Here is a 24435-nt window from a genome sequence, read left to right as displayed (position 1 = left end):
ACGTTCAATAACCCGCCTCACGCAGCAGGCGATCCACGATCAGCGCGCCGCCTAGGATGGCGGGGATGCCGCCGCCCGGATGCACCCCGGTGCCGACCTGCCAGAGCGTGCGGTTCAGGCGGTAGGGCTGCGGATGAAGGGGGCCGCCCCGCCACAGGCCGGGCGCCCGGCCATAGATCGCGCCGCCGGGATGACCGCCCTGGGCGTACAAAGCCGGGGTGAGGGCCACCGCTCCCCCGGCCGAGGCGAGCAGGCCCGGCGCGCCCAGGACTCTCCCCACCCGCTCCACCTGCCCCCGCACCCAGGGGTGCTCCAGATCCAGGGCCCGGCCCGTGGCCGGCGCGGTGAGCAGCAGGGCCAGCCGCCGGTCATCGGCGTGGACGAGGGCCAGGGTGTCCGGCGGCAGGGCGCCGACGCGCAGGGCCGCGCGGAAGGCCCCGAAATCCCCCGGCGGCACGACACTGGTGGCGGGCAGGGCCGAGGGCTTGTCCAGCGCTCCATAGATCGCCACGCCGCTGACGGTGCGCCGGGCCACCGGCGACGGTGCCGGCTGGCCCCGCAGCGCCGCCAGCCGGGCCGGATCGAGGGCGCTCACCAGCAGATCGTGCCGGACGACCTCCCCCCCCTCCAGCGTGAGCTGCCCCTTCCCCACCCGGCTCACCGCCGAGTCCTCCAGCACCCGCCCGCCGCGGGCCGCCACGAAGTCCAGCAGCGTCTCCAGCAGGGCGCCCATGCCGTTGGCCGGTCGGAACACGTCCGGGCCGATGAGAGCGGGCAGCAGGGCGTACAGGGCCGGCGCGTCCCTGGGGGACAGGCCCGCGTTCAGGGCCTGAGTCCGCAGGGCGTGGGCCAGGGCGGCCGGGAACCCGTGGGCACGGATCCAGCCCTCGGCGCTGGAGTGGGGGCCGGTGACGCGGAACAGGGCCCGGGCGGCCCGCCGGAAGGCTCCATCACCCAGCCGGGGCGGGGTGGTCAGCAGGGTGAGCAGATGGGGCGCCAGCGGGGCGACGAGCGAGACGTACCGTGCCCAGTGGGTAGAGAGGGGGTGGCCGGGCGGCACGGGCAGGGGCACGGGGCCGAACGGGGTGTGGTGCAGGCCCAGGCCGCCGGGCAACGGCCTCAGCTCCAGCGGGTCGGGCTCGTCCAGGCGGCTCAGGAACTGACGCCACACGTCCGGGAAGGTGAACAGGCTGGGGCCGGTGCTGAAGTCCAGCCCTCCGGCGTGCACGCGGCTGAGCTTGCCCCCGGCCTGGGCACGCTCGTACACGGTGACCCGCTGGCCCCGCCCGGCCAGCAGCGCGGCGATCGCCAGCCCGGCCAGCCCGCCGCCCAGCACGCCAACCTCCAGCCCGGACTGAGGTGGGCGCTCAGCCACGGTTCAGAGACCCGTCCAGAGCCCGCGCGCCAGCAGGTACACCAGCTGCACGCCTGCCACGGCGCCCACGATCCAGGGGGTGACGATGCTGAGCGGATAGAGCCCCGCGGCGCGTTCCGGGGTGGGGCGGGCGCGCAGGGCCAGGGCCATGCCGCCGCAGATCAGCCAGAGGGCCAGCGCACTCAGGTGGGACACGGGCCAGAGCAGGGCCCCGGCCAGCCCGAACCAGCCCAGGGCATAGGTCGCCGTGCCCTTCACCCCCAGGCGGGTCGCCACGGTGGCCGTGCCCGCATGCCAGTCGGCGGGGATGTCCTGCGCGGCGTCGAAGGCGTGTTTGCCCACCGAGTAGGCCATCAGGGCCAGCAGGGGCAGCCAGGGCACGGGGGCGCCCAGCGCCAGGGCCGGCAGGGCCAGCGGCAGGGCGTAGGCGACGTTGCTCAGGCCGTCCAGCCCGGGGCGGCCCTTGAGGCGCAGCGGCGGCAGGCTGTAGGCCGCGAACAGCGTGGCCGAGAGCAGCAGCGTGGCGGTGGCCAGCGGGGGCAGCAGCACGCTCAGCGCCAGCAGGAAGGGCAGGTTCCAGGCCAGGGTGGCGCGCAGCAGCGGCCCGCCCTCGGCCACGCTCAGGCGGGCGCCCTGCCAGCCCCCCTTGCGGCTGGAACGGGCGTCCTCCTCAGTGTCCGAGAGGTCGTTCAGGCCGTAGATCAGCAGGTTGAAGGGCAGGGTCAGGTAGACCAGCAGCAGCAGCAGGCCCGGCTCCAGCGTGGAGAGCCGCCCGCTGAGCCACAGCCCCGTGACCAGCGTGCCCACCGTGTTGACCCACAGGGCCGGGCGCGACACCGCCAGCAGGCGGCGCAGCGGCAGACCGAAGGGGCGGGCGGCGGAGTGGATCAGGAAACGGGTACGCATGGCTGACCGGGCTGCATTCTAGGCGACGCCTGCCCTCCATTTGCCCCCCGGCGGCGCCGCAGCCGGGAAACCGTACCCTATGCAGCAAAGTCTGGATAGGCTGTGCTGGACAATGAGGAACGAATGGCCCCAGAACACGATCTGAAGCACACTCCCATGTTCACCGCCTCCGAGGTCGAGGCGCAGACGGGTGTGCCGGCCACCACGCTCCGGCAGTGGGAACGGCGCTACGGCTTTCCCCAGCCGGTTCGCAACGCCAGCGGGTACCGCCTGTACTCGCCGCAGGACGTGACGAAGATCGGGCAGATGCAGGCCCACCTGCGCCAGGGCGTCTCGGCGCGCCGGGCGGCCGAGCTGACGCGGGGCGGCCAGCTGGAGCGGCCCACCGACTGGAACCAGGGCGGCAGTCTCCAGCAGCTCTCCGCCGAACTCACCGAGGCGCTGCTGAGGCCCGAGACCTCGGAGGCGGCGGCCCTGCTGGACGAGGCCCAGCTCCACCTGAGCCCCGAGGACATGCTGCTGTCGGTGATCTCGCCCAGTCTGGTGGACATCGGGCTGCGCTGGGAGCGGGGCGAGATCACCATCGCCCACGAGCATCAGGCCAGTTCCTTTCTGCGCTCGCGCCTGAGCGCCCTGATGGACGCCGAGGTGCAGGGCGAGGCCGGCCCGCTGGTGGTGGTCGCCTGCGCGCCCGGCGAGCAGCACGAGCTGGGCCTGATGATGGTGACCCTGGCCCTGCGGCGGCGCGGCGTGCGCGTGGCCTTCGTGGGTGCCGACACGCCGCTGCGCGATCTGGGCATCTACGCCCGGCAGCGGGGCGCGGCCGCCGTGGCCCTGACCCTGCAGGGCGACTGGGCACTGGCACCGACCCGCGCGCAGCGACCCGAGCTGGACGACCTGGGACTGCCGGTATTCCTGGGCGGCGCGCTGCTCAACAGCCGGCCCGAACTGGCGGACGAGCTGCGCGGCATCTACGCCGGCCCGGACGCCGTGGGCGCGGCCGAGACCATCGTGAACGGACTGCAGGATGGGCAATTGCTGGTTGCCCGGGAGACGGGTACCTGAGATGGAGGAGCTGGAGATGAATGAACGTGGCATGAGGACGACGACATGAGGGTGCTCGTCACGGGAGCCAGCGGCTTCGTGGGGCGGGCCATCACGCAGGCTTTGCTGGACGCCGGGCACGGGGTCTGGGCGGGCAGCCGCCGGGGCGAGGGCCTGGGAGCGGCCCAGGGCCTGACGCTGGACGTGACCGACCCCGGTTCCGTGCAGCGCGCGGTGGGCCAGGCCGATCCGGAGGCGGTGATCCACCTCGTCGGGATCATCCAGGAGGAGGGCCGCCAGACCTTCGAGCGGGTGCATGTGGAGGGCACTCGGAACGTGCTGGCCGCCACGCCGCGCGGCACCCGGTATGTGCACATGAGCGCGCTGGGAGCCCGCGAGGACAGCGGCAGCCGCTACAGCTCCAGCAAGGCCCGCGCCGAGGCCCTGGTACGCGCCAGCGGCCTGGACTGGACGATCTTCCAGCCCAGCCTGATCTTCGGCGTGGGCGACGACTTCTTCGGGCGGGTGCTGCGCGAGCTGGTGAGCACGGCGCCGGTCGTGCCGCAGATCGGCGACGGCTCGTTCCCCTTCCGACCAGTCAGCGTGCAGGACGTGGCCCAGGCTTTCGTGGGAGCGCTGAGCACTCCGCAGAGCGTGGGCCAGACCTACGCCCTGACCGGGCCGCAGGAGTACACCTTCCGGCAGCTCCTGGAACTGGAACTCCGGGCGCTGGGCAAATCCAAGCCCATCGTGCCGGTGCCGATCGCGCTGATGAATCTGGCGGTGCCCCTGATGGGCCTGCTGCCCAGGCCGCCCATCACGAAGGATCAGTACGCCATGCTCAAGGAAGGCAACACGGCGCCGAACGAGCCCGCCCGCACGGTCTTCGGCCTGCCCCTGTTGCGGCTGGACGACCAGCTCGCGGCGATCGTGGCCGGCGCCAGGAACAGGCGCTAGAGCCGCTGTCTGGATGGCAGAATCAGACAAAGGACGTCTGATGCTGCCATTCTCGGCTCCGCCTCTTCACAGGTTCCCAATGCTGGGTGAACTCCGCTCGCTCCGCCCGGTCATCCAGGACGAATCAGGATGACCGATGCGCTATGACGTCGAGCGGGGCGAGATGGGCATCCGGCGGGTGCGGCCCCAGAAGACGAAGGCGGCCAGCACGCCCAGGATCACGTTGATGCCCAGCGCCTGCACCTCCCCCCGGCTGAGGTGGAAGAGCAGGGCCAGCACCATGATCGTCGTCAGCCCCAGCGCGGCCAGCGGCGTCAGGCCCGGCTGCAGGCGCGTGGCGGCGGGCAGGATCAGGCCCAGGGCGCCCGCCACCTCGGCCACGCCGATGAAGCGAACCAGCCATTCGGGCACGGCCGTGACCCAGGCCAGCATGGTCGACAGCTGCTCGATGGGCGCAGTCATCTTGGCGAATCCGCTCAGCCCGAAGGCGGCGGCCAGCAGGATCTGAGCGACCCACAGGGCGACGTGCATTCCTCTTCTCGGCTGAATGGTGGCACTCGTCATATCGGCCTCCGCTCGGGATGAGCACGGGGGTCGGCCATGTCCTCGCAGGCAACGTCCTTGAAGGAAACGAAGGAGAAGCGCCGGGACGAGGGGCCGACCACACCACCCGAGGTGAGACCATGGTGACCGGGATTGATGAAGATTGGGTTCACGCAGCCCGACAGGGCCACGGCACAGGCAGCAAAGGGGTGAACCCGGTCAGGCTGCAGACGACCCCTCTGCGTCGCCGCTCTGCGAGTCCAGCGTTCCGAGTCGCCATGATTTAAGGGGGAGGCAAGGAAAAGATCAGCTGGCACGCCTTTGCTTTCCCCAACTCGCAGAGCCCGCAGTGAGGAGAGCTGGCACCCAAGGGGACGGGCTGGGACAGCTGAGAGGCAGACGGGATCGCCCACAGGCCAGCCGTCAAAGTCAGCGCTTGCGACGGTGCGGTGGCCCTGTCCCGAACCCTTTCCCCGCTTACACCCGGCTCGGCAGCTCTTGGAGGTAGGCCAACGGCAGGGTGGTGTCGCCCTGGCGGAAGGCGGCCATATAGCCGCCCACGGTGCCGCCGGCCAGCTCCACGAAGCGGGCCAGGGCTCGCGCGGTGCCGCCGCTGGCGATCACATCCTGAACGATGGTCACGCGCTTGCCGCGCATCCGCTCGGCGTGCGGGCCGTCCAGCCAGAGCGTTTCGGCCACGCCCAGGCTCAGGCTGGGCACGTTCTGGATCAGCGGATCCTGCATGTAGGTGCGGCGCTTCTTGCGGGCACAGACGTAGGGCAGCCCCGAGCGGTCGCTGAGTTCGTGGGTCAGCGGCAGGGCGTTGGTCACCACCGTCAGGAGGATCTCGGTGCCGGGCGGAATCAGCCCGAGCATGGCCTGGGCGGCCGCGTTGGTGAATTCGGGATCTCCGATGAACTCCACGAGCGGCACGCGGCCCAGGTTTCCGGCGCGGACAGTGGGCAGGGTGCGCTGAACCTCACCGATCCGCACGCTCAGGGGGCTGGACTCCGGGTTCACCGGGGACTCAGGGTTGACCGGGGACTCGGCGCTCATTTGAACAGCGGCAGGTGGCCGAGCGCCGTCACCTCCGGCCGCTCGTCACCCTCGGTGAAGACCGCCATGACGGCCGCGACCTCGCCGCCGACCTCCTCGATGATCTGCCTCAGCGAGTGCAGGGTGCCGCCGCTGGAGACCACGTCATCCACGATGGCGACCTTGTGCCCGCGGATCTTAGCGACGTCGAAGCCGTCGAGCACCAGCAGCTGGGGCTTGCCGGTGGTGATGCTCACGACCTCGCGGGCGATGGGCTCGACCATGTAGGGCTTCTGGGTCTTGCGGATCACGATGTAGGGCTTGCCGCTCTCGCGGCTGATGACGTGCGCCAGGCTCAGCGCCTTGACCTCCGGGGTCACGAGCACGTCGATATCGGCGGGCAGGAGCCGGGCGAGTTCGCGGCCGGCCTCCTCGGTGACCTCGGTGTCGCCCAGCATGTTGAAGAGGGCGACGCTGACGCCCGGCGCGACGGGAACGATAGGAAGGTCACGGGTCACGCGACCCACGTGTACGGTGTGCGAGTTCACGTCCCCGAGTGTAGAACCTGACCGGCGCCGTGAGGGCGCACCGGCCCGCCCCGGCCGGCACGTCTAAACAGAGCGGGGAGCTGAATGCAGCGGCTCAGACGACGTTTCGGATCTCATATCGGTCTATCTGGCCGTGGATAAGCGCTTGATGTAAGCAGTTGACTTGTTTTGTCAGCTATAGAAGTTTACTCTTTTGGTCAATGATTACCTCGCCCTCCTCCGCCCTTCGCCAGCCGGCGCGCACCGATCTCAGTGCGCTGCGCTTCAACCAGCTGGCCGTGGTGTCCGTGACCCTGCTGGCCGTGATCCTGACCCTGCCCTGGCTGACGCTGGCCCTGGGCCTCGCCATGCTGGTGGGGGCCCCGGCGCCCGAGGTCTCGCCCATGCGCGCTGCGTATCGTGTGCTGGGCCCAGTGCTGGGCCTGAAGCCCGAGGTCGTCGAGGAAGACCCCCGCGCCCACCACTTTGCGCAGGGCGTGGGCGGCGTGTTTCTGCTGGCCTCCGCGCTGGCGACCTTCACCGGCCTGAGCGTGCTGGGCGCCCTGCTGGGCGTGCTCGTCATCGCCCTGGCCGTCCTCAACCTGTCGAAGAAGATCTGTGTGGGCTGTCTGATGTACTTCCAGTACCGCCGGGCGCGGTACGTCATCCTGAAGCGCTGAGGAAGAGACCCGCCTTTCCACGACACCACGAAGCAAGGGGAACACTGCCATGTCCGACATCGAAACCCTGAAGAAAGAATTGCCGCCCTTCCAGATCTTCGACCTCATTCCGCAGTACGCCGCGCAGGGCTTCATCGACCCCGAGCGCATCGACCTGCTCAAGTGGGCCGGGGTGTATCCGCAGCGCCCCCAGGAAGACGGCTTCCTCATGATGCGCGTGCGCGTGCCGGCCGCCGAATTCTCCACGGCGACCATGCGCGAGGTCGCCAACATCGCCGAGGAGTACGGCCGGGGTTTTCTGGACGTGACCGACCGGCAGGCCTTCCAGTTCCACTGGCTGACCATCGACAAGATTCCGGAGATCTTCCGGCGCCTGGAGCCGCTGGGCCTGCACCCCCGGGGTGCGTGCGGCGACACCGTGCGCGCCGTGATCGCCTCGCCGCTGGCCGGGCTGGACGCCCGCGAGATCATCGACGTGCGCCCGCTGGCCCACGCCATGGAAGGCACCCTGACCGGCAATCCGGAGTTCCAGGATCTGCCGCGCAAGTTCAAGATGAGCATCACGGCGGTGCCCGAGCTCGAGGGCATCCACATGATCAACGACATCGGCTTCCTGGCGCACCGGGTGAACGGCGAGATCGGCTTCGACGTCTGGGTGGGCGGCGGGCTGGGCGCGGTGGCGCACCTCGCGCAGCGCCTGGGCGTGTTCGTGCGCCCCGAGGAAGTGGTCGAGGTCGGCCGCGCCATCGCCGGGGCGTACCGCGACCACGGCTACCGCGTGAACCGCAAGAAGAGCCGCCTGAAGTACCTCATCAAGGACATGGGCGTGGAGAAGTTCCGCGACCTCGTGGAGACCGAGTACCTGGGCCGCAGGCTGCCGGACGGCCCGGCCGCCCCGGTGGCGCGCTTCGGCGGCAACGACGTGCTGGGCGTCAACCCCCAGGCGAACGGCCTGAACTACGTGGTCGTGGCGACCACCGTGGGCCGCATCGACCCGCGCAAGGCCCGCGCGCTGGCCGACCTCGCCGACCGCTACGGCGGGGGCGTGCTCAAGACCACCGCCTTCCAGAACATGCTGATCCCGCACGTGAAGTCCGGGGACGTGGCGGCCCTGAGCGCCGAGCTGGAGGCCCTGGGGCTCGCGCCCAAGACCACGCTGCGCGGCACCACCATCGCCTGCACCGGCACCCAGTTCTGCCGCCTCGCGCTGACCGAGACCAAGGCCCGCACCGCGAACCTGGTCGACCACCTGGAGCCGCAGTTCAGCGATCTGGACGTGCCCTTCACCATCAACCTGACCGGCTGTTCGAACGCCTGCACGCGCTATCAGGTGGCCGACCTGGGTTTCATGGGCGCCAACAAGACCGATCCCGACGGCACCGTGCACGAGGTCTACAACGTGCATCTGGCGGGCTCGATCGGGCAGGCGCAGCGCACCGGCACGAAGCTCAAGGGGGCCGTGCCCGCAGAGCGCCTGAACGACTACTCGGAGGCCGTGCTGAGCGACTTCCGCGACCATAAACAGCCGGGCGAGAGCTTCGTGGAGTACGCCGACCGGGTGGGCCACGAGCGCTTTACGCCGGAAACGGTGCTGAAGTCCCGCGAAGTGGTGACGGCGTGACCCAGACGGCCGAGCGCCCCCAGGTCGGCACCGGCCAGGTCGTCTGGTTCACCGGCCTGAGCGGCGCGGGGAAGAGCACGCTGGCGGGAGCGCTGCACGCCGAACTGCAGGCGCGCGGCGTGGCGGCCGAGCTGCTCGACGGCGACGCCGTGCGCGAGAACCTGAGCCGGGGTCTGGGCTTTTCCAGGGAAGACCGCGACACCAACGTCCGGCGCATCGGCTTTGTGGCCGGGCTGCTGGCGAAGCACGGCGTGACGGTGCTGGTCAGCGCGATCAGCCCCTATGCAGACACCCGCCGCGAGGTGCTGGCCTCCTTCCCACGGGCGCTGGAGGTCTTCGTGGACGCGCCGCTGGACGTGGTGACGCAGCGCGACGTGAAGGGGCTGTACCTGAAGGCCATCGCCGGAGAGATCGCGCACTTCACGGGCGTGAGCGACCCCTATGAGGCGCCCGAGAATCCGGATCTGCACCTGAGAACCGACCGGATCAGCGTGCGGCAGGGCCTGGACGAACTGCTGCGCGCGCTGGGGGAAGCGTGAGCCTGCGCTCGCCGGAGGCCCTGGGGCCGGACGCCGGACTGCTGTCCACCCTGACCCCGCCCGCCTTCACGCCGGACAGTGACCCGCTTGAGGTGATCCGCTGGGCGCTGGCCGCCCACCCGGAGCTGCTAATGCCCAGCGCTTTCAACCTGAACGGCGTGGTGCTGATCGACCTGGCGGCGCGGGCGGGCTACCGGGGCGAGGTCGTGTTCGTGGACACCGGCTACCACTTTCCCGAGACGCTGGCGACCCGTGACCGACTGGCGGCGCGCTACCCCCAGTTGAAGTTCGTGACGCTGAACGCGGGCGCCTCGCCCGAGGACGGCCAGACCGATCCCGCGCTGTACGCCGCCGACCCGGACGCCTGCTGCGCGGTGCGGAAGGTGGCGCCGCTGCAGGACTACCTGCGGCACAGAGGCCCCTCCGCGCTGCTGAACGCCCGCAGCCGCGACCAGGCCAGCACCCGCGCCGACATCCCCTTCGTGGAGACGGGCGGCGCCCGCCTGAAGGTCAATCCGCTGGCCCACTGGACGCGGGAGCAGCTGGAGGCCTACGCGGCCGAGCATGCCCTGCCCGTGAACCCGCTGTATTTCGACGGCTTCCTGAGCATCGGCTGCTGGATCTGCACGCGCGCCGTGCGCCCCGGCGAGGACGCCCGTGCGGGCCGCTGGGCCGGCCAGGGCAAGACCGAATGTGGCCTGTGGGCCGGGAACGGCAAGCTGTGAGGCAGGCGGTCGAACCGTCGAAAGGTCGAACCGCCCGACAGCGGGGCAGCGAACGATGTTCTATGTCCTTTCTGTTCGACGGTTGGACTGTTTGACCCTTAGACCTGGCCTTATTGTTGACCTCTTTCATCCACAGCTCTCCCCCCCACCCGGAGTCCCGATGCCCACGCTGATGACCGAAGCCACGACCCTTCCCACTCCGCTCGGCGGCACGCTGGTGAACCTGATCCGGCGCCCCGGCCACGACTTCGACCCGGCCGAGCTTCGCGGCCTTCCCCGGCTGGAACTCTCAGACCGCTCCGCCGCCGACCTGGAACTCATCGCCACCGGCGCGTACTCGCCCCTGACCGGCTTTCTGGGCGAGGCCGACTACCTCTCGGTGATCGAGCGGATGCGGCTCTCGGGCGGCACCCCCTGGAGCGTGCCCATCACGCTGCCCGTGAGCCGCGAGGACGCGGGGCGGCTGAGCGGAACGGTCGTGCTGACCCACGGCGGCCAGGAGGTCGGCACCATCGAGGTGCAGGAGCGCTACGACGCCCGCAAGGGCTTCGAAGCCCGCGAGGTCTACCGCACCGAAGATCCCGCCCATCCCGGCGTGGCGGCGCTGTACGCCCAGGGTGAGGTCAATCTGGCCGGCCCGGTGACCCTGTTCGCGGTGCCGCGCGGCGCGTTCCCGGTACACCACCGCACGCCCGCCGAGGTGCGCGAGGTGATCCAGGCGCGCGGCTGGCGCTCGACCGTGGCCTTCCAGACCCGCAACCCCATCCACCGCGCCCACGAGTACCTACAGAAGGTCGCGCTGGAGCTGGTGGACGGCCTGCTGCTGCATCCGCTGGTGGGCACCACCAAGGGCGACGACGTGCCCGCCGCCACCCGCGTCGAGGCCTACGAGGTGCTGCTGGAGAAGTACTACCCGCAGGCCCGCACGCTGCTCTCCGTGTACCCGGCGGCCATGCGCTACGCCGGGCCGCGCGAGGCGATCATCCACGCCCTCTCGCGGCGCAACTACGGGGCCACACATTTCATCGTGGGCCGCGACCATGCGGGCGTGGGCAGCTACTACGGCACCTACGACGCCCAGGAGATCTTCCATGCCTTCACGGCCGAGGAACTGGGCATCCGAATCCTGCGCTTCGAGCACACCTTCTACTGCCGGAGTTGCGGGCAACTCGTCAGCCCGCGCACCTGCCCGCACGACTCGGGGCACCACCTGATCCTGAGCGGTACGAAGGTACGCGAGAAGCTGCGTGCGGGCGAGGATCTGCCCGCCGAATTCACCCGCCCCGAGGTGGCCGAGGTGCTGCGAAGGGCCTACACCGCCCAGGACGCCTGAGCCCCTGGTGGGGGGCTGCGAAGCTGATCCGATTCTTAAGGTCAGCCCGGCGCCCCCTTCACCCCCTTCAGGACGTGGCTGGGCAGCATAGAGCCTGTTCTCCACCTTTTTCCCCCACCCTGCCCACCGGAGGTGTCCATGCCATCCACCCGACTCCGAACGCTCCGATTGTCCCGCGCCGTCAGCCTGCTGACGGCCCTGATCGCCACCCCCGCCCTCGCCCAGCCGGCCACCACGGTTCGGCTGGGGTTTTTTCCCAACCTGACCCACGCGCCCGCGCTGGTCGGGCTGGAACGCGGCACCTTCCAGAAGGCGCTGGGGGCCGTGAAGCTGGAGCCGAAAGAATTCGTCTCGGGCACGACCCTGTCTGAAGCCTTCGCGGCGGGCCAGATCGACATCGCCTACATCGGCCCCGGCCCGGCCATCAGCGCCGCCACGCGCGGGATGCCGGTGCAGTTCCTGGCCGGAGCCAGCGAGGCCGGCGCCGTGCTGGTCGCCCGCAAGGACAGCGCCATCAAGACCTATAAAGACCTCGCGGGGAAGGTCGTGTCGGTGCCCAGCCTGGGCAACACCCAGGACATCTCCCTGCGCCACATCCTGAGCGAACAGAACCTGAAATCGAAGGCCGACGGCGGCGACGTGACCATCGTGCCCATTCCGCCCGCCGACACCACCTTGGCCTTCGCAGGCAAGCGGGCCGACGCCACGCTCGTGCCCGAGCCCTGGGGCGCGGCGCTGGAGGCCCAGGGCCACCGGGTCATCGGCAGCGAGAAAACCGTCTGGCGTGAGGGGAAGTACCCGACGACCATCCTGATCGTGAACGCGAAGTTCGCCCAGGCCAACCCGGCACTGGTCACGGCGTTCCTGAAGGCCCACAGCGAGGCCGTGGCCTTCCTGACCAAGCAGCCCGCGGCCGCGCAGGCCTCCGTGAACAGCGAGCTGGACAAGCTGACCGGCGCGAAGCTCGATCCACGGGTACTGCAGCGCGCCTTCGCGCGCACGCGCTTCACGACCGCGCTCGACGCCGACGCGCTCAGAGAGTACGCCGCGCTGAACGTCGAGGCCGGCTACGCCCGGACGGCGCCCGACCTCACGCCGTTCCTGAGGAAGTAGGCCGTGACCGTGACCCGTCAGCCCGTGGGCGACGCCCGCCCGGCCAGCACGGCCCCCTCCCGCCTGCGCGTGCTGAGCTGGCAGGCGCTGGGCCTGCTGATCATCGTGGGCCTGTGGTGGCTGGTGACCGATGGGCTCAAGCTCTACCCGCCCTACGTGTTCCCCAGCCCGCGCGCCGTCTGGACGGAGGTCGCCTACGGGCTGTGGGGCACCGGGCCGCAGGACGGCAAGCTGCTGGGCGCCATCGGCGGAAGCCTGCGCCGGGTGCTGGTGGGCTACGTGATCGCCGTGCTGCTGGGCGGCGTGGTCGGCCTGCTGATGGGTGCCTGGCAGCCCCTGCGGGCCACGCTGGGCGCCTACCTCACCGGCATCCAGAGCGTGCCCAGCATCGCCTTCGTGCCCTTCGCCATCCTGTTCCTGGGCCTGAACGAACGCGCCGTGCTGTTCGTGGTCATTCTGGAGGGCTTCATTCCGGTGGCCCTGGCGGTGTCAGGCGCGCTGCTGAACGTGCCCCCCGCGCTGAGGGTCGCGGGCCGCACCCTGGGTGCCCGTGGCGTGGGGCTGACCCTGCGCGTGCTGCTGCCCGCCGCGATTCCCAGCGTGCTCACCGGCCTGCGAACGGCCTGGAGCTTCGCCTGGCGCGCCCTGGTCGGCGGGGAACTGCTGATCGCCGGGGCCAAGAGCCTGGGCGAGCAGCTGGAGGTCGGGCGCAACACCGCGAACGTGGGGCTGGTGCTGGCGACAATCATCATCATCGGCATCATCGGCGGGCTGTTCGACCTGCTGCTGCGAACCGTGGAAAGCCGTGTGAGGCGCGATTACGGCCTGGAGGTGCCACAATGACCGTCAGCGTGGAACGAGAGCGTCCGTCCATCCCCTCAGCGCCCAGCACACGCCACGCGGCGGGCACCAGCCTGACCCTGGACGGCGTGAGCTACCGCTACGCCGGCCGGGCGGGGCTGGGGCCACTGGATCTGCAGGTCGAGCCGGGCGAGTTCCTGTGCGTGGTGGGGCCCTCGGGCAGCGGCAAGAGCACGCTGCTGAGCCTGCTGGCCGGCTTCCTGCGCCCGCAGCAGGGCCAGATCCGGCTGGGCGACCAGCCGGTGCAGGGGCCCCATCCCAGCCTGACCCTGGTGCAGCAGGAGCCGGCCCTGTTCCCCTGGTTGACCGTGGCCGGCAACGTGGCGTTCGGGTTGACCCGGCTGAAGAAGGCGGACAGAGCGGCGAGGGTGCAGGACGCCCTGAAGCTGGTCGGGCTGGCCGGATACGGCGCCCGGCGCGTGCATGAACTCTCGGGCGGTCAGCGCCAGCGCGTCTCGCTGGCCCGGGCCCTGGCGGTCAAACCCGGCCTGCTGCTGCTCGACGAGCCCTTCAGCGCCCTGGACATCCAGACCCGCACCTCGCTGGCCGACGAGCTGCTGGGCATCTGGTGGCAGCAGAAGGTCACCGTGGTCTTCGTCACCCACCACCTGGACGAGGCCCTGCACCTGGGCCAGCGCGTGATCGCCCTGAAGGACGGCGTGGTGGCCCTGGACGCCCGGGCAAAGGGGCTCAGTGTCGAGACCCTGCGCGGCGTGCTGGAAGTGTAGGAAATGGAGTCCTGGGGACGTCGAGGGGTTCCGCTGATGTCCCGCGACCGGCCCCTGGTCTCCGCCCTGTACCCTGAGCTGTGATCACCGAGGCGGACATCCGGCTGGCCGACGGCCGGACGCTGCACGTCTACGACACGGGCGGGCACGGCTCCGGCCACCCGCTCACGGTGGTCTGGCACCACGGCACGCCGAACATCGGCTCTCCCCCTGAACCCCTGTTCGCGGCGTCCACCCGCCTGGGCATCCGCTGGGTGTCCTCCGACCGGCCCGGCTACGGGGGTTCCACGCCCCTGCCTGGCCGGAGCGTCGCCGCCGCTGCCGCCGACCTGAACGCCGTGGCCGACGCCCTGGGCCTGGAGCGCTTCGCCGTGATGGGCCATTCCGGAGGTGGCCCCCACGCGCTGGCCTGCGCCGCGCTGCTGCCTGGGCGCGTGCTGGCGGTGGTCAGTGGGGCGGGGCTGGCCCCTTACGGTGCCGGGGGCTGGACTGGTTCGCGGGCATGAACCCGTCGGGCGAGGCGTCCCTGCGGGCAGCGGCAGCCGGCCGGGACGCCAAGGAGCGCCACGAGGCGTCCGGCCCCGCCTTCGACCCGCAGATGTTCACCCCGGCCGACCACGCCGCGCTGTCCGGCCCGTGGTCGTGGCTGAACTCCGTGCTGGGGCCGGCCCTGCGAAACGGCCCCGCCGGGCTGATCGACGACGACCTCGCCTACGTGAACCCCTGGGGCTTCGACCCGGCCCGGATCGTGGCGCCGCTGCTCCTGCTGCATGGCCGCCAGGATCGGGTGGTGCCCAGTTCACACAGCGAATGGCTGGCCCGCCACTGTCCCACGGCCGAGCTGCGTCTGCTCCCGCACGACGGGCACCTGTCGGTGCTCGATGCTGGGGAGATGGCCCTGACCTGGCTTCGAGACCGGGCGAGATAGCCCCAGGTCAGCCCGCCCCGTCCGCGTTTACACTTCCTTCATGAGATACAGGTCGCTGGAGAGCCTGCGCGGCGTCGCGGCGCTGATCGTGGTCGTGCACCATCATCTGCTGGTCTTTCCGGTGCTGTTCCCCACCCGCACGGGCCTGGAGGGCTGGCCCGCGTGGCTCACGTACACGCCGTTGCACCTGCTGTGGGCCGGCGGCGAGTCGGTGCTGTTCTTCTTCCTGCTCTCGGGCTTCGTGCTCAGCCTGCCCAGCTGGCGCGGCGAGGCGCTGGACATGGTGGACTTCGTGGTGCGGCGCTGGTGGCGGGTCTGGGTGCCCTTCATGGTGGCCGTCTCGCTGGCGGCGCTGTTCGCTGGGAGGCTGGGCCACGAACCGGTTCTCGGCACGAGCGTGTGGTTCGAGAACATCTGGAAGGAGGCTCATGGGTCGTCGTTCATCCAGCACGTCCTGATGCTCGGCCACATGGACGAGGGCCTGACCCAGTGGGCCTTCCTGCCGGTGGTCTGGAGCCTCAAGTGGGAGATGTGGATGTCGCTGCTGCTGCCCGTGGTGCTGCTGCTGGCCCGGCAGCACACGCTGCTGGTGCTGGCGCTGTGCCCGCTGCTGCTGGCCGCGTTCCACACCCTGGGCGGCGGCGACCTGGCCGTGACGCTGCTGCGCTACCTGGCGATGTTCGTGCTGGGGGCGTGGCTGGCCCGCAAACGGGAACCCGTCGCGGCGTGGGTCGGGCGCTGGCCGACGCCCGTGCGGGGGCTGGCCCTGCTGGGCGCGCTGCTGCTGATCCCCGTCCAGTGGTATGGCTGGCAGTCGGATTTCAGCGCCCAGCGCCGCACGCTGGACGACGTCCTGACCCTGCTGGGCTCGGCCACCCTGATCGCCCTGGCGCTGGGCTGGGCCGGGTGGCGACACTGGCTGGAGCGTCCGCCGCTGCTGTGGCTGGGCCGCGTCAGCTACAGCCTATACCTGTACCACACGCTGGTGCTGACCCTGGTCGTGCGCCTGGGCAGCGAGCGGTGGCCGCTTCCCTGGCTGGTGCTGGGCTCGTTTCTCCTGACCTTCCCGGTGGCCCACCTCGCGCACCGCTGGATCGAGGTGCCGGCACTGGCGAGGGCACGCCGCTCCACACCCCCCGCGGCCGTCCAGCCGGCCTGAGCCTGTGGCATCGAAGGCGATGACCCGTTGCACACCCAGGGCCGTCGACCACGATGGACACGGCGTCCATCTGTCGTCCACCTGGATCGGGTCAATCGTCCGGACGGTTTTGGCTGAGTATCTTTCCAAAGGCGATGACCACGAGGTTTCGGGCTCCTCTCGCCTTGTGACGCCTGATGTGAAATGAGAAGCGAGGCGACTGGGACGCCCTTTTTTGGTCCCTCTCCCCTAGCGGGAGAGGGCTGGGGTGAGGGGGGCGAACATGGCTCGCCTACGTGCTGGACGCTCAATTTCCTTTTTTGTGTCCGATGCACTCTGCTCTCATTTCACATCAGGCGTTTGTGGGGGAGGCTGGGACTCGGAGAGCTGCGCAGCAGAGGGGGAACCGCAGGTGGCGTCTCAGACAGCAATGACCGAGTTGTTCAGCGAAGGCGTTATGAAATCGTCCGCATCATTGATCGGGTGGGCGATACCGACCACCAAGGGGCGATTCGAGGCGCCTTGGCGTTCTTCTGGTCAGACCGCCCCATCCCCCGTTCAGTGCGCGGCTGCGAGGGGCTGTCCGGACTGCTCACGCGCCAACTGCTCCCAGTCGACCCGGCGGCGGCGCCAGTCGAAGATGATCACCTTGCTGATCTCTTCCAGGACACGCGCCAGGAACACGCCCCAGACACCCAGCGGGGTGTACAGGCCGAGCACGATCGCCAGGGGCAGGCCCACCACGAAGGCCCCCACCACGTCGCCGATGATCACGCCCTTGCCGTCGCCGGCGCTGGGCAACACCCCGCCGCCGACGATCATGTTGCGAACCTTGAAGACCTGCGCGCTCGCGCTGATCAGGATGCCGGCCACGGCGATCTGATGAACCTCTGCCCCGACCCGGGGGAACAGCGTCGGCACGAACACGCTGCTGAGCGCGTAGAGGGCCCCGAACACCAGGGCGGTCAGCAGGCCCACGCGGGTGATCCGGCGGATCCATTCCCGCGCGGCGTGCGGGTCTCCGGCGCCCAGGCTGCGGCCGATGAACACCGTGGCCGAACTCATCAGCCCGAAACTGGCCACGATGAAGATGCCTTCCAGGGTCGAGGCGATCTGGCTGGCGGCCAGCGCGGCCGTGCCCACCCGGGCGAAGACGGCGGCGTACAGGAAGCCGCCCAGGCTCCAGGCGAACTCCGTGAAGGCCAGCGGCGCGCTGATGCCCAGCAGCGGCGCCGCGATGGCCCGCAGGCCGCCCCGGGCCGGCAGCTGCACCCGGGCCAGCCGGCGCGGCCCGTAGATCTGGAAGGCCAGGTAGAGCGCCTTGAACACGTTGGCGATCAGGATGGCCCAGCCCGCCCCGACCACGCCGAGCCGTGGAAAGGGGCCGACGCCGAAGACCAGGCTGTAGGCCAGCACGCTCTCGATCGCCACGGTCAGGATGGTGGCGACCAGCGGCGTGCGGGCGTGGCCCAGGCTGCGCAGGGCACCGCTGAAGACCCAGCCCAGCATGCCCGGCACCAGCGCCAGCATCACGACCTGCATGTAGGGGGTCGCCAGCGCGGTCACGTCCGGGGCGCCGCCCGCCAGCGCCAGCATGGGGCCCGAGTACAGCACGACGGGCACCGTCAGCACGCCGCCCAGCCCCAGGCTGAGCAGGGTGGTCACGGTCAGGGTCTGGTTCACGCCCGCGCGGTCGCCGGCTCCCGCGCGGCGGGCGATCAGGATGCTGGTGCCGCTGCTCAGCGCCCCCAGCGTGACGAAGAACAGGAAGCTGAGGCTGCCGGTCAGGCCCACGGCGGCCACGGCCACGGCGCCCAGCGTCCCCACGATCACCTGGTTGATGAAGGTCAGGACGAGCTGAATGACTATCTCCAGACTGACCGGAACGGCGATGGACGCGATCTCGCGCGCCGGGGACTTGATCGATTCAGACGGCGGGGCAGAACTGGGCTGGTCGGGCAGGAGACGGCACTCATACCGGCCCACCTTATCCCGCCCGCAGGGGAGCCGCCTCCGCACAATGGCCCAGGCCCCGGCTTGTTCCTTCACTCTTCGGGCTCGGCAACCGGGGCGCCGGGCCCTGGGGTAGAGATCACGTCTGGCACCGCGACCAGGCCCCCTTTCGGGCCGGGCTGCAGGCGGGCGAACGGGGCATCCGGATCGTGGGGTGTACACAGCAGGGCGCCTTCCTCGAACCACTCCCCCAGCCAGCGCCGGCGGGTCTCCAGGGTGGTGACCGGATACAGGTCGTAGCCCATGATGTACGGCAGCGGCGCGTGGGCTAGGGTCGGGATCAGGTCGGCCACGTACACCAGCGTCTGTCCTCCGCTGCGCAGCACCACGCCCTGCTGGCCCAGCGTGTGCCCCGGCAGCGGCAGCACGCTCAGGCCGGGGCGCAGCTCGTGTTCCCCGTCGACCAGGTCGAACAGGCCGGCCGCCGCGATGGGCTCGAAGGTCTCGGGCACGTAGCTGGCGCGGCTGCGCTCGTGGGTGTGGCGGGCGTCGTGGAGTTCGCGTTCCCGCACCACGTAGCGGGCGTGGGGAAAGGTCGGCTCCCCCAGCGCCGTGACGTTGCGCCCGGCGTGGTCGAAGTGCAGGTGCGTGTTGATGACGAGGTGGATGTCCTCCGGCGAGAGCCCCAGGCCCTCCAGGCCACGGAAGACCGACTCGTCGCGCTCCAGGGCGTAGATCGTCTCGAACTTCTCGCCGCCGCTGTCCCAGAAGCCGCTCTCGACCAGGATGTTCTCGCCGCCGAGCTGGATCAGCAGCGGGTTGATCCGCAGGCGGATCCGGTTGAGGGCGTCGGCCGGCGCGGCGCGCTCCCAGAGGGTCTTGGGCACGCTGCCGAACATGGCGCCGCCGTCCAGGCGGAACTGCCCGTCCGTGAGACTCGTGACCGTGACCTGCCCGACCTGACGCTGCTGACTCCACGACATGCGGCCCAGCCTAACAAGCTCCCGCCCGGAGTGGCCCTACAGGCCGAACACGGCCCGCTGTCCGGGCTGAACCAAATCGACGAACTCCCGGTGCTCGCGGATGTAGGACGCCACGAACGGGCACATCGGCACGACCTGCTGACCGCGCTTCCTGACCTCGCCGAGGGCGTACTCCACCAGCCGCGAGCCCAGGCCCTGTCCCTCGTGGCCTTCCATGATCTCGGTGTGGGTGAACATGACGGCGGGCCCCGCCGGCCGGTATTCGGCGATGCCCGCCACCTTCCCGCCGATCTGCAGTTCGAAGCGCTGGGCCTGGGGGTTGTCGCTCAGCCCGAAGGAGGGATCGCTCATACGGCAGGGTAGGTCAGCGGGCGGGGGGCGCTGGCACACGCCTCTGAAGCAAACGGTCATACTCGGCGCCCCCGTCCCCCAACGAGGTTCAGGACGGGGGCTCGGCCGAGCGGTACAGCTCCGGAGTCAGTAGCGGCGCGAGGGCCAGGGCCACGGTCTGCTGCCAGACCTGCGGCCGGGTGACCAGTCCCCGCGTGAACGCGCCCACGGTGCCGACCCCCTTCTTGATCTCCACCGTGCCCAGCAGCTCATCCATGAGCGGCCCCAGTTCCTCGCCGGCGCGGATGCGGGCGGCCACCTGCGCGGGCAGGCGCAGCTCGGCTGAGCGGGTGTGGTGGAGTGTTCCGCCGCCCTGCACGGGGGCCTGAATCTGGTTCTGGGCCTGGGCCACCGCCACGACGCCGAACAGCCAGGCCTCGCCCCGGCTGGAGAAGCGCACCCCGCCTTCCAGACCCAGCGCCCAGGTGGCGCCAGGCTCCCGCAGGGCGGCGCGGGCCCGGTTCACGGCGCCGCGCCGCGTCTGGGCTACGCCGATCGGCTGCTCGGGCACGCCGCTCCGGGCGTCTATCCCCCGCACCGGCAGCCCTGGCCAGAGGGTGCCGAAAACGGCCTGCACCGCGCGCACCTTGGCCGGGCTGGTGCTGCCCACGATCGCGCTCATGCCGGATCCTGCGCCCCGGCGGCAGGCCGCCCCATCACGCCACCCGGCCACGGATCGCGAAGGGCGCGGGAACGTGTGCATAGATCCGCCGACACCACGCGGCCCACACTCCAGGAGACAGACGAACGCTGCCGTTTCAGCTGAACCATAGGACGCAGCTTAACCACTGCCGGCTCAGTGAGGGCCGTTCACACCGGCCCCCAGAACCACCCAATGTCAAGGCACGCTGAAGGCTGCGTAGCGGCTCTGTAAAGCGGAGCCGACCCCTGGGCCCATGTCCGGGCCGCAGACTGACGGCTGAGGTGGGTCGCCGGCAAGACACCCCCGGCCCTTCTCTTCCCAAAGGATGCACCCATGACCCTTCCCATTCCTTCCCTTCCCACCCCGATAGAAATTCTGCTGGTCGAGGACAGTGAGGCCGATATCCTGCTCACGGTGGAAGCCTTCGCCGAGGCGGGCGTCTGCAACAACCTGACCATTGCTCACGACGGCGTCGAGGCCCTGGAAATCCTTCGCGGTCTGGGAGACCGGCCGCGCCCCGACGTGATCCTGCTGGACATCAACATGCCCCGCATGAACGGGCTGGAGCTGCTCAGCGAACTCAAGCGCGACCCGGACTTCATGACCATTCCCGTGATCATGCTGACCACCAGCGCGGCCGAGGAGGACATCATGCGTTCCTACCAGGCGTTCGCGGCCAGCTACGTGATCAAGCCGGTGGAATTCGACCGGTTCTTCCAGGCCATCCAGGCGCTCGGCCGCTACATGCTGAGCGTCGTGAGGGTGCCGGCGCCCGATCCGGCCGCGAGCTGAGTCCCGCCTGAATCCAGGCCCGGCCGACACACGCTCTGCCTCAGCCCTCGCTGATCAGGCCTTCCAGAAAGCGCGTGGCCTCGGTGAAGCGGTGGGCCTGCACCCGCGCCGCCGTGCGGGTCTGGCGCCACTCCAGGCGGATGCGCGCGAGGCTGAGCCCGTCTCCTCCGGCGGCGCTGAGCCGGGCCGCCCGCTGTTCGAGGCCGGTGGCCTTGAGGGCCAGTTGCTGGTACGCCCGCTGGTGCTTGCGCGCCGCCTCCAGGGTGGTTTCCAGCTGCTCGCGAGCCTCCTCCTCGGCGAGGTGCAGTTCGTGCTGTGCGGCCAGCACGCCGGGCGAGGCGTCGCCGCTGGGGCCGGCCTGCCACTGGGCGTAGTTCAGCGTGTGCCGTGCCCGCAGCACGTTGGGGTGGAGCGGCACGCCCAGGGCGTAGCGCACGCTGTCCAGATCGGTGTCCACGGCGGGCAGGGGGGTATCGGCGTCGGCCATGGAGATCAGGGGCGTGAAGGTCGACAGGAACGCCTCGGTCTGGGAGGCCATCAGGCGGCCGTGGGCCAGCTGGGCCGTGACCGCCTGGCCGCTCCGGGCCGCTTCCTCCAGCTCGCGGACGCTCAGGCGCAGCACCTGGGCCTGGGCGGCGGCAGTCGCCACCTGATCGGCGACCTCGATCCGCGCGTGATCCGAGCGCATCCGGGTGAGCTGATCCTCGGTCTCCCAGCGCCGCACCTCGGCGTGCGTGGCCTGCACGTCCCACTCGGCGGCCCGCTCCAGGGTGCTCATGTCGGCACTGCTCCGGATGGCGCCCAGGCTGCGCTCGGCGATCTCGGCGTGGGCACGGGCCAGCAGCAGCGGCAGGTCGTGGGCCCGCCGGCCCCAGCGCACGGGGGGCGGGCTGGGAGGCCCGGTCTCGGTGGAGCCCGCCGACGGCACCGGCACGGTTTCGGCGAAGCGCGCCAGGTTGACGGTCGTGACCTCCAGCCATTTGTCGGCGCGGCCGTCGCCGACCCGCTCGCGCATCTTCTCGTAGACGTCCTGCAGCACGGCAACCACGTCGCGGGGGCCGAGCGCCCGCACGGCCGGCCAGCCCCGGCGCTGCACGGCCGCCTGGATGGTCAGTTCGGCCTCGCGCACCCCCAGCTCCTCGCTGAGCCGGCCCCGCAGCCACTCGCGGTAGGGATCGGGCGAATAGATGCTCACGGCGACACCCCCGGCGCGCCCGCCAGCGCAGGGCGACCCTCGCCGGCCGCCAGCCGCTGACGCACACATTCGTACAGCATCAGGGCGGCGGCCGTGGCGACATTCAGGCTGTCGGCCCCGGCGGTGTCGGCCATGGGAATCCGCACGCTGCGTTCCGTCTGGCGCCAGTCGGCGGGCAGGCCCTGATGCTCGGCGCCCAGCAGCGGGGCCACGCGGCCGGTCAGGGGGGCCTCCCAGTACACGCGCGGAGCGTCGGGGGTGCAGGCCACCAGGGCGAAGCCGCGCTCCCGCAGCCAGGCCAGGGCCTCCGGCTCGTCCCAGACCACCACCTTCAGGCTGAACACGCTGCCCTGACTGGCCCGGATGACGTTCGGGCCGAAGGGATCGGCGCCGCGCCCCAGGACGATCACGCCCGAGGCGCCGGCCGCGTCGGCGGTTCGCAGGATGGCGCCCAGGTTGCCGGGTTTCTCCAGCCCGTGCAGCACCAGCACCACGGCGTCCGGGCCAGGCTCGGCCAGACTCAGCTCGGGCGGCGCCGCGAGGGCCAGCACGCCGTCGGGGTTCTCCCGCCCGCTGACCTTCTCGAAGACGGGCCTGGAGAGGGCGGTCACGGTACCGGTCAGAGGGCCAGACACAGGTTCGGGCAGCTCCGGCACGACCTGCCGGGCTTCGGGGCTGTACAGTTCGGGGCACAGGTACACGGCCTGGAGCCGGACTCCGGCCAGGGCGGCCCGCCGCAGTTCACGGGCTCCCTCGATCAGGATCAGGCCCTCGCGTTCACGGTCTCGCCGCGAGCGCAGGCGAACCAGCCGCTTCACGTGCGGATTGCTGGCTGAGGTGATGACGTCATGCGGGTGCATTGACCGCATTATGAAGTTCGGCCGGCCCCGACGCCCCGCGCCGACTGAACCCGGTGCAGGCAATCCCCCAGCGGGGGGGCTCCGTGCGTTAGCTTGGCGACATGCCGCTGGCGTATCCCCCGTTCAAGTCGTGCCCCTGCGGAACGGGGCGCAGCTACTCGCACTGCTGCGGGCCGGCGCACGACGGCTCACGCCCGCCGGCCACCCCCGAGGCGCTGATGCGGGCCCGCTACTGCGCCTACGCGCTGGGCAACGCCCCCTTCATCCTGGCCACCTGGCACCCCCAGCACCGGCCCGCACAGCTGACCCTGGACAGCGGCACCCGCTACAAGTCCCTGAGCGTGCACCGCGCACAGGGCCGTGAAGTCGAGTTCACGGCCACCCTGAAGGTCGCGGGGGGCGAGACGCTGCGCGTGCATGAGCGCAGCCGCTTTACCCAGCTGTCCGGGCGCTGGGTCTACGTGGACGACGTGACCCCGCCCACGGTGGAGTCCTCGGGCACCTGACCCCCCGCCGCCGGGGGCTGCAACCGCGCGCCGGGTGGCCGCGTACTGGGGGCATGACACAACAGGGGCCACCACCCGGCAACGTCCGGATGCCACAGTTCCAACTTCGCCGCTCGGGGCGCCGCCTGGCCTATATCGCGGGCGGCGTGATCCTGCTGCTCTGGCTGCTCGCCCAGGGCGTGAAGGTCATTCCGGCCGGCTTCGTGGGCGTGGTGTTCAGCGCCTTCAGCGGCGTGAAGCCCGACGTGCTGCAGGAGGGCATCCACTTCGTCGTGCCCTTCGTCGACCGGGTCAACCTCTACGACGCCCGCCTGCAGCAGGTCACGCTGGCGCATGACACCCCGGGCGCCGGCGACGCCGAGGGCGCCATCCGGGCGCGCAGCAAGGAGGGCCTGGACATCACGGCCGACGTGACCGTGCAGTTCCGCATCGACCGCTCCAAGGCCGCCATCCTGCACAAGGAACTGGGCCGCAACTACCTGGAGACGGTCATCCGGCCCCAGGTGCGCAGCAAGGTGCGCGACGCCATCGGGCAGTTCAGCGCCGCCGACATCATCAGCACCAAGCGCCAGCAGGTCGAGGCGAGCATCACGGCGGCGCTGACCCAGGTGTTCACGCGCAACAACCTGACGCTGGACTCGGTGCTGCTGCGCGAGCTGCGGATTCCGGACTCGATCGCCAAGGCCATCGAACAGAAGCAGGCCGCCGAACAGCAGGTGGAGGTCGAGCGCAACCGGCTGCTGCAGGCCGACATCTCGGCCAAGCGCGCCGTCGTCGAGGCCCAGGGGCTGGCGAAGGCGGCCGTGGCGAGGGCCGGCGGCGAGGCCCAGGCGCTCTCCCTGCGCGGCAAGGCGCTGCGCGAGAACCCCCAGCTGATCCAGCTGACCGTGGCCGAGAAGCTCTCGCCCACCATCCAGACCGTGATGATGCCCGCCGACGGCAATTTCCTGATCGACCTCAAGTCGCTGACGCCTCAGGCGGCGGCCGCGGCCGCCAAGCCCGCGCCGTGAGGGGGCGCCGCGCGCACCAGCCCCCGCGGCCCCTGCTCTAGGATGCGGAC

Annotated in this window: 27 protein-coding genes; 16 read left to right on the top strand and 11 right to left on the bottom strand. The window is 70.7% G+C overall.

Translation table 11 applies throughout. The features are described 5' to 3' along the window. Window positions 1–4 precede the first annotated feature (4 nt). Window positions 5–1375 carry a phytoene desaturase family protein gene (locus CVO96_RS15655; RefSeq protein ID WP_243398402.1) on the bottom strand — a complete coding sequence of 457 codons (1371 nt, stop codon included), beginning with the start codon at window positions 1373–1375 and terminating at the stop codon, window positions 5–7. Window positions 1376–1378: 3 nt separating this feature from the next. Next, complete coding sequence (locus CVO96_RS15650) at window positions 1379–2281, bottom strand: UbiA family prenyltransferase (RefSeq protein WP_103313026.1); 903 nt, start codon at window positions 2279–2281, stop codon at window positions 1379–1381. Window positions 2282–2437: 156 nt separating this feature from the next. On the opposite strand from CVO96_RS15650, the gene CVO96_RS15645 reads away from it, so the two are divergent. Both CVO96_RS15645 and CVO96_RS15640 read left to right on the top strand, forming a co-directional pair. Continuing rightward, a complete protein-coding gene (locus CVO96_RS15645; RefSeq protein ID WP_243398401.1) occupies window positions 2438–3346 on the top strand; it encodes a MerR family transcriptional regulator in 909 nt (302 codons plus the stop codon). A 45-nt stretch (window positions 3347–3391) separates the two neighbouring features. Next, window positions 3392–4282 carry a complex I NDUFA9 subunit family protein gene (locus CVO96_RS15640; RefSeq protein ID WP_103313024.1) on the top strand — a complete coding sequence of 297 codons (891 nt, stop codon included), beginning with the start codon at window positions 3392–3394 and terminating at the stop codon, window positions 4280–4282. Window positions 4283–4423: 141 nt separating this feature from the next. Here CVO96_RS15640 and CVO96_RS15635 read toward each other — a convergent pair whose 3' ends face one another. From CVO96_RS15635 to CVO96_RS15625, 3 genes are all read right to left on the bottom strand, one after another. Further along, window positions 4424–4813: a DoxX family protein gene (locus CVO96_RS15635; protein WP_243398400.1), complete on the bottom strand. Its 390-nt coding sequence runs from the start codon at window positions 4811–4813 to the stop codon at window positions 4424–4426. Between the two features lie 489 nt (window positions 4814–5302). Beyond that, window positions 5303–5881 (bottom strand): phosphoribosyltransferase family protein, encoded by a 579-nt coding sequence (locus tag CVO96_RS15630; RefSeq protein WP_103313022.1) that lies wholly within the window; start codon window positions 5879–5881, stop codon window positions 5303–5305. Next, window positions 5878–6408, bottom strand: a complete 531-nt coding sequence (locus CVO96_RS15625) for a phosphoribosyltransferase family protein (RefSeq protein ID WP_103313021.1) — start codon at window positions 6406–6408, stop codon at window positions 5878–5880. The genes CVO96_RS15630 and CVO96_RS15625 overlap by 4 nt, the downstream gene beginning before the upstream one ends. A 200-nt stretch (window positions 6409–6608) precedes the next feature. On the opposite strand from CVO96_RS15625, the gene CVO96_RS15620 reads away from it, so the two are divergent. From CVO96_RS15620 to CVO96_RS15575, 11 genes are all read left to right on the top strand, one after another. Then, a complete protein-coding gene (locus CVO96_RS15620) occupies window positions 6609–7067 on the top strand; it encodes a DUF4395 domain-containing protein (protein WP_103313020.1) in 459 nt (152 codons plus the stop codon). A gap of 49 nt (window positions 7068–7116) precedes the next feature. Continuing rightward, the gene (locus CVO96_RS15615; RefSeq protein ID WP_103313019.1) at window positions 7117–8688 is read left to right on the top strand and encodes a nitrite/sulfite reductase; all 1572 of its coding nucleotides are present in this window, start codon (window positions 7117–7119) and stop codon (window positions 8686–8688) included. Continuing rightward, on the top strand, window positions 8685–9227 hold the full coding sequence (cysC, locus tag CVO96_RS15610) for an adenylyl-sulfate kinase (RefSeq protein WP_103313018.1): 543 nt from the start codon (window positions 8685–8687) through the stop codon (window positions 9225–9227). The genes CVO96_RS15615 and cysC overlap by 4 nt, the downstream gene beginning before the upstream one ends. Window positions 9228–9229: 2 nt before the next feature. After that, the gene (locus tag CVO96_RS15605; protein WP_423739381.1) at window positions 9230–9952 is read left to right on the top strand and encodes a phosphoadenylyl-sulfate reductase; all 723 of its coding nucleotides are present in this window, start codon (window positions 9230–9232) and stop codon (window positions 9950–9952) included. Window positions 9953–10112: 160 nt separating this feature from the next. Beyond that, window positions 10113–11285 carry a sulfate adenylyltransferase gene (gene sat, locus CVO96_RS15600; RefSeq protein WP_103313016.1) on the top strand — a complete coding sequence of 391 codons (1173 nt, stop codon included), beginning with the start codon at window positions 10113–10115 and terminating at the stop codon, window positions 11283–11285. 138 nt (window positions 11286–11423) lie between these two features. Further along, on the top strand, window positions 11424–12398 hold the full coding sequence (locus CVO96_RS15595; protein ID WP_103313015.1) for an ABC transporter substrate-binding protein: 975 nt from the start codon (window positions 11424–11426) through the stop codon (window positions 12396–12398). Window positions 12399–12401: 3 nt separating this feature from the next. After that, the gene (locus CVO96_RS15590; protein ID WP_165795323.1) at window positions 12402–13241 is read left to right on the top strand and encodes an ABC transporter permease; all 840 of its coding nucleotides are present in this window, start codon (window positions 12402–12404) and stop codon (window positions 13239–13241) included. Further along, a complete protein-coding gene (locus CVO96_RS15585) occupies window positions 13238–13987 on the top strand; it encodes an ABC transporter ATP-binding protein (RefSeq protein ID WP_103313014.1) in 750 nt (249 codons plus the stop codon). The genes CVO96_RS15590 and CVO96_RS15585 overlap by 4 nt, the downstream gene beginning before the upstream one ends. A gap of 80 nt (window positions 13988–14067) precedes the next feature. Beyond that, complete coding sequence (locus CVO96_RS21305) at window positions 14068–14493, top strand: alpha/beta fold hydrolase (RefSeq protein ID WP_207795323.1); 426 nt, start codon at window positions 14068–14070, stop codon at window positions 14491–14493. Then, window positions 14490–14915: an alpha/beta hydrolase gene (locus CVO96_RS21300; protein ID WP_207795322.1), complete on the top strand. Its 426-nt coding sequence runs from the start codon at window positions 14490–14492 to the stop codon at window positions 14913–14915. Before CVO96_RS21305 ends, CVO96_RS21300 begins: the two co-directional genes overlap by 4 nt. Before the next feature lie 40 nt (window positions 14916–14955). Then, window positions 14956–16074, top strand: a complete 1119-nt coding sequence (locus CVO96_RS15575) for an acyltransferase family protein (RefSeq protein ID WP_103313013.1) — start codon at window positions 14956–14958, stop codon at window positions 16072–16074. Between the two features lie 537 nt (window positions 16075–16611). Here CVO96_RS15575 and CVO96_RS15570 read toward each other — a convergent pair. From CVO96_RS15570 to yjjX, 4 genes are all read right to left on the bottom strand, one after another. Continuing rightward, window positions 16612–18015 (bottom strand): MATE family efflux transporter, encoded by a 1404-nt coding sequence (locus tag CVO96_RS15570; RefSeq protein ID WP_103313555.1) that lies wholly within the window; start codon window positions 18013–18015, stop codon window positions 16612–16614. 83 nt (window positions 18016–18098) lie between these two features. After that, window positions 18099–18989 carry an MBL fold metallo-hydrolase gene (locus CVO96_RS15565; RefSeq protein ID WP_103313012.1) on the bottom strand — a complete coding sequence of 297 codons (891 nt, stop codon included), beginning with the start codon at window positions 18987–18989 and terminating at the stop codon, window positions 18099–18101. A gap of 36 nt (window positions 18990–19025) precedes the next feature. Continuing rightward, the gene (locus CVO96_RS15560; RefSeq protein WP_103313011.1) at window positions 19026–19340 is read right to left on the bottom strand and encodes a GNAT family N-acetyltransferase; all 315 of its coding nucleotides are present in this window, start codon (window positions 19338–19340) and stop codon (window positions 19026–19028) included. Window positions 19341–19428: 88 nt separating this feature from the next. Continuing rightward, the gene (gene yjjX / locus CVO96_RS15555) at window positions 19429–20001 is read right to left on the bottom strand and encodes an inosine/xanthosine triphosphatase (protein ID WP_103313010.1); all 573 of its coding nucleotides are present in this window, start codon (window positions 19999–20001) and stop codon (window positions 19429–19431) included. A 354-nt stretch (window positions 20002–20355) separates the two neighbouring features. Between yjjX and CVO96_RS15550 the strand changes: the two genes are divergently transcribed. After that, window positions 20356–20814 carry a response regulator gene (locus CVO96_RS15550; RefSeq protein ID WP_103313009.1) on the top strand — a complete coding sequence of 153 codons (459 nt, stop codon included), beginning with the start codon at window positions 20356–20358 and terminating at the stop codon, window positions 20812–20814. A gap of 40 nt (window positions 20815–20854) precedes the next feature. Here CVO96_RS15550 and CVO96_RS15545 read toward each other — a convergent pair whose 3' ends face one another. Both CVO96_RS15545 and CVO96_RS15540 read right to left on the bottom strand, forming a co-directional pair. Next, window positions 20855–22009, bottom strand: coding sequence for a hypothetical protein (locus CVO96_RS15545; RefSeq protein WP_103313008.1), 1155 nt, complete (start codon window positions 22007–22009; stop codon window positions 20855–20857). Next, window positions 22006–22869 (bottom strand): TrmH family RNA methyltransferase, encoded by an 864-nt coding sequence (locus tag CVO96_RS15540; RefSeq protein ID WP_103313007.1) that lies wholly within the window; start codon window positions 22867–22869, stop codon window positions 22006–22008. Before CVO96_RS15540 ends, CVO96_RS15545 begins: the two co-directional genes overlap by 4 nt. Before the next feature lie 101 nt (window positions 22870–22970). Here CVO96_RS15540 and CVO96_RS15535 point away from each other — a divergent pair, with 101 nt between their 5' ends. Next, window positions 22971–23375, top strand: coding sequence for a YchJ family protein (locus CVO96_RS15535; RefSeq protein ID WP_103313006.1), 405 nt, complete (start codon window positions 22971–22973; stop codon window positions 23373–23375). Window positions 23376–23428: 53 nt separating this feature from the next. Continuing rightward, entirely contained in the window at window positions 23429–24385 is a 957-nt protein-coding gene (locus CVO96_RS15530; RefSeq protein ID WP_103313005.1) for a prohibitin family protein, read from the top strand. The last annotated feature ends 50 nt before the right edge of the window (window positions 24386–24435 follow it).

The organism is Deinococcus koreensis (genome assembly GCF_002901445.1).
Lineage (GTDB): Bacteria > Deinococcota > Deinococci > Deinococcales > Deinococcaceae > Deinococcus > Deinococcus koreensis.
The sequence above is the reverse complement of the archived record's forward strand: the minus strand, read 5'-3'. Positions and strand labels throughout refer to the sequence as shown.

Excerpts from the sequence above, each read along its gene's own strand:
- CVO96_RS15530 (WP_103313005.1), top strand. The coding sequence starts at position 23,429 with ATGACACAACAGGGGCCACCACCCGGCAACGTCCGGATGCCACAGTTC.
- CVO96_RS15650 (WP_103313026.1), bottom strand. The coding sequence starts at position 2,281 with ATGCGTACCCGTTTCCTGATCCACTCCGCCGCCCGCCCCTTCGGTCTG.
- CVO96_RS15550 (WP_103313009.1), top strand. The coding sequence starts at position 20,356 with ATGACCCTTCCCATTCCTTCCCTTCCCACCCCGATAGAAATTCTGCTG.
- CVO96_RS15635 (WP_243398400.1), bottom strand. The coding sequence starts at position 4,813 with ATGCACGTCGCCCTGTGGGTCGCTCAGATCCTGCTGGCCGCCGCCTTC.
- CVO96_RS15540 (WP_103313007.1), bottom strand. The coding sequence starts at position 22,869 with ATGCACCCGCATGACGTCATCACCTCAGCCAGCAATCCGCACGTGAAG.
- sat (WP_103313016.1), top strand. The coding sequence starts at position 10,113 with ATGCCCACGCTGATGACCGAAGCCACGACCCTTCCCACTCCGCTCGGC.
- CVO96_RS15565 (WP_103313012.1), bottom strand. The coding sequence starts at position 18,989 with ATGTCGTGGAGTCAGCAGCGTCAGGTCGGGCAGGTCACGGTCACGAGT.
- CVO96_RS15595 (WP_103313015.1), top strand. The coding sequence starts at position 11,424 with ATGCCATCCACCCGACTCCGAACGCTCCGATTGTCCCGCGCCGTCAGC.
- yjjX (WP_103313010.1), bottom strand. The coding sequence starts at position 20,001 with ATGAGCGCGATCGTGGGCAGCACCAGCCCGGCCAAGGTGCGCGCGGTG.
- CVO96_RS15585 (WP_103313014.1), top strand. The coding sequence starts at position 13,238 with ATGACCGTCAGCGTGGAACGAGAGCGTCCGTCCATCCCCTCAGCGCCC.
- CVO96_RS15535 (WP_103313006.1), top strand. The coding sequence starts at position 22,971 with ATGCCGCTGGCGTATCCCCCGTTCAAGTCGTGCCCCTGCGGAACGGGG.
- CVO96_RS15620 (WP_103313020.1), top strand. The coding sequence starts at position 6,609 with ATGATTACCTCGCCCTCCTCCGCCCTTCGCCAGCCGGCGCGCACCGAT.
- CVO96_RS21300 (WP_207795322.1), top strand. The coding sequence starts at position 14,490 with ATGAACCCGTCGGGCGAGGCGTCCCTGCGGGCAGCGGCAGCCGGCCGG.
- CVO96_RS15630 (WP_103313022.1), bottom strand. The coding sequence starts at position 5,881 with ATGAGCGCCGAGTCCCCGGTCAACCCTGAGTCCCCGGTGAACCCGGAG.
- CVO96_RS15645 (WP_243398401.1), top strand. The coding sequence starts at position 2,438 with ATGTTCACCGCCTCCGAGGTCGAGGCGCAGACGGGTGTGCCGGCCACC.
- CVO96_RS15640 (WP_103313024.1), top strand. The coding sequence starts at position 3,392 with ATGAGGGTGCTCGTCACGGGAGCCAGCGGCTTCGTGGGGCGGGCCATC.
- CVO96_RS15575 (WP_103313013.1), top strand. The coding sequence starts at position 14,956 with ATGAGATACAGGTCGCTGGAGAGCCTGCGCGGCGTCGCGGCGCTGATC.
- CVO96_RS15615 (WP_103313019.1), top strand. The coding sequence starts at position 7,117 with ATGTCCGACATCGAAACCCTGAAGAAAGAATTGCCGCCCTTCCAGATC.
- CVO96_RS15560 (WP_103313011.1), bottom strand. The coding sequence starts at position 19,340 with ATGAGCGATCCCTCCTTCGGGCTGAGCGACAACCCCCAGGCCCAGCGC.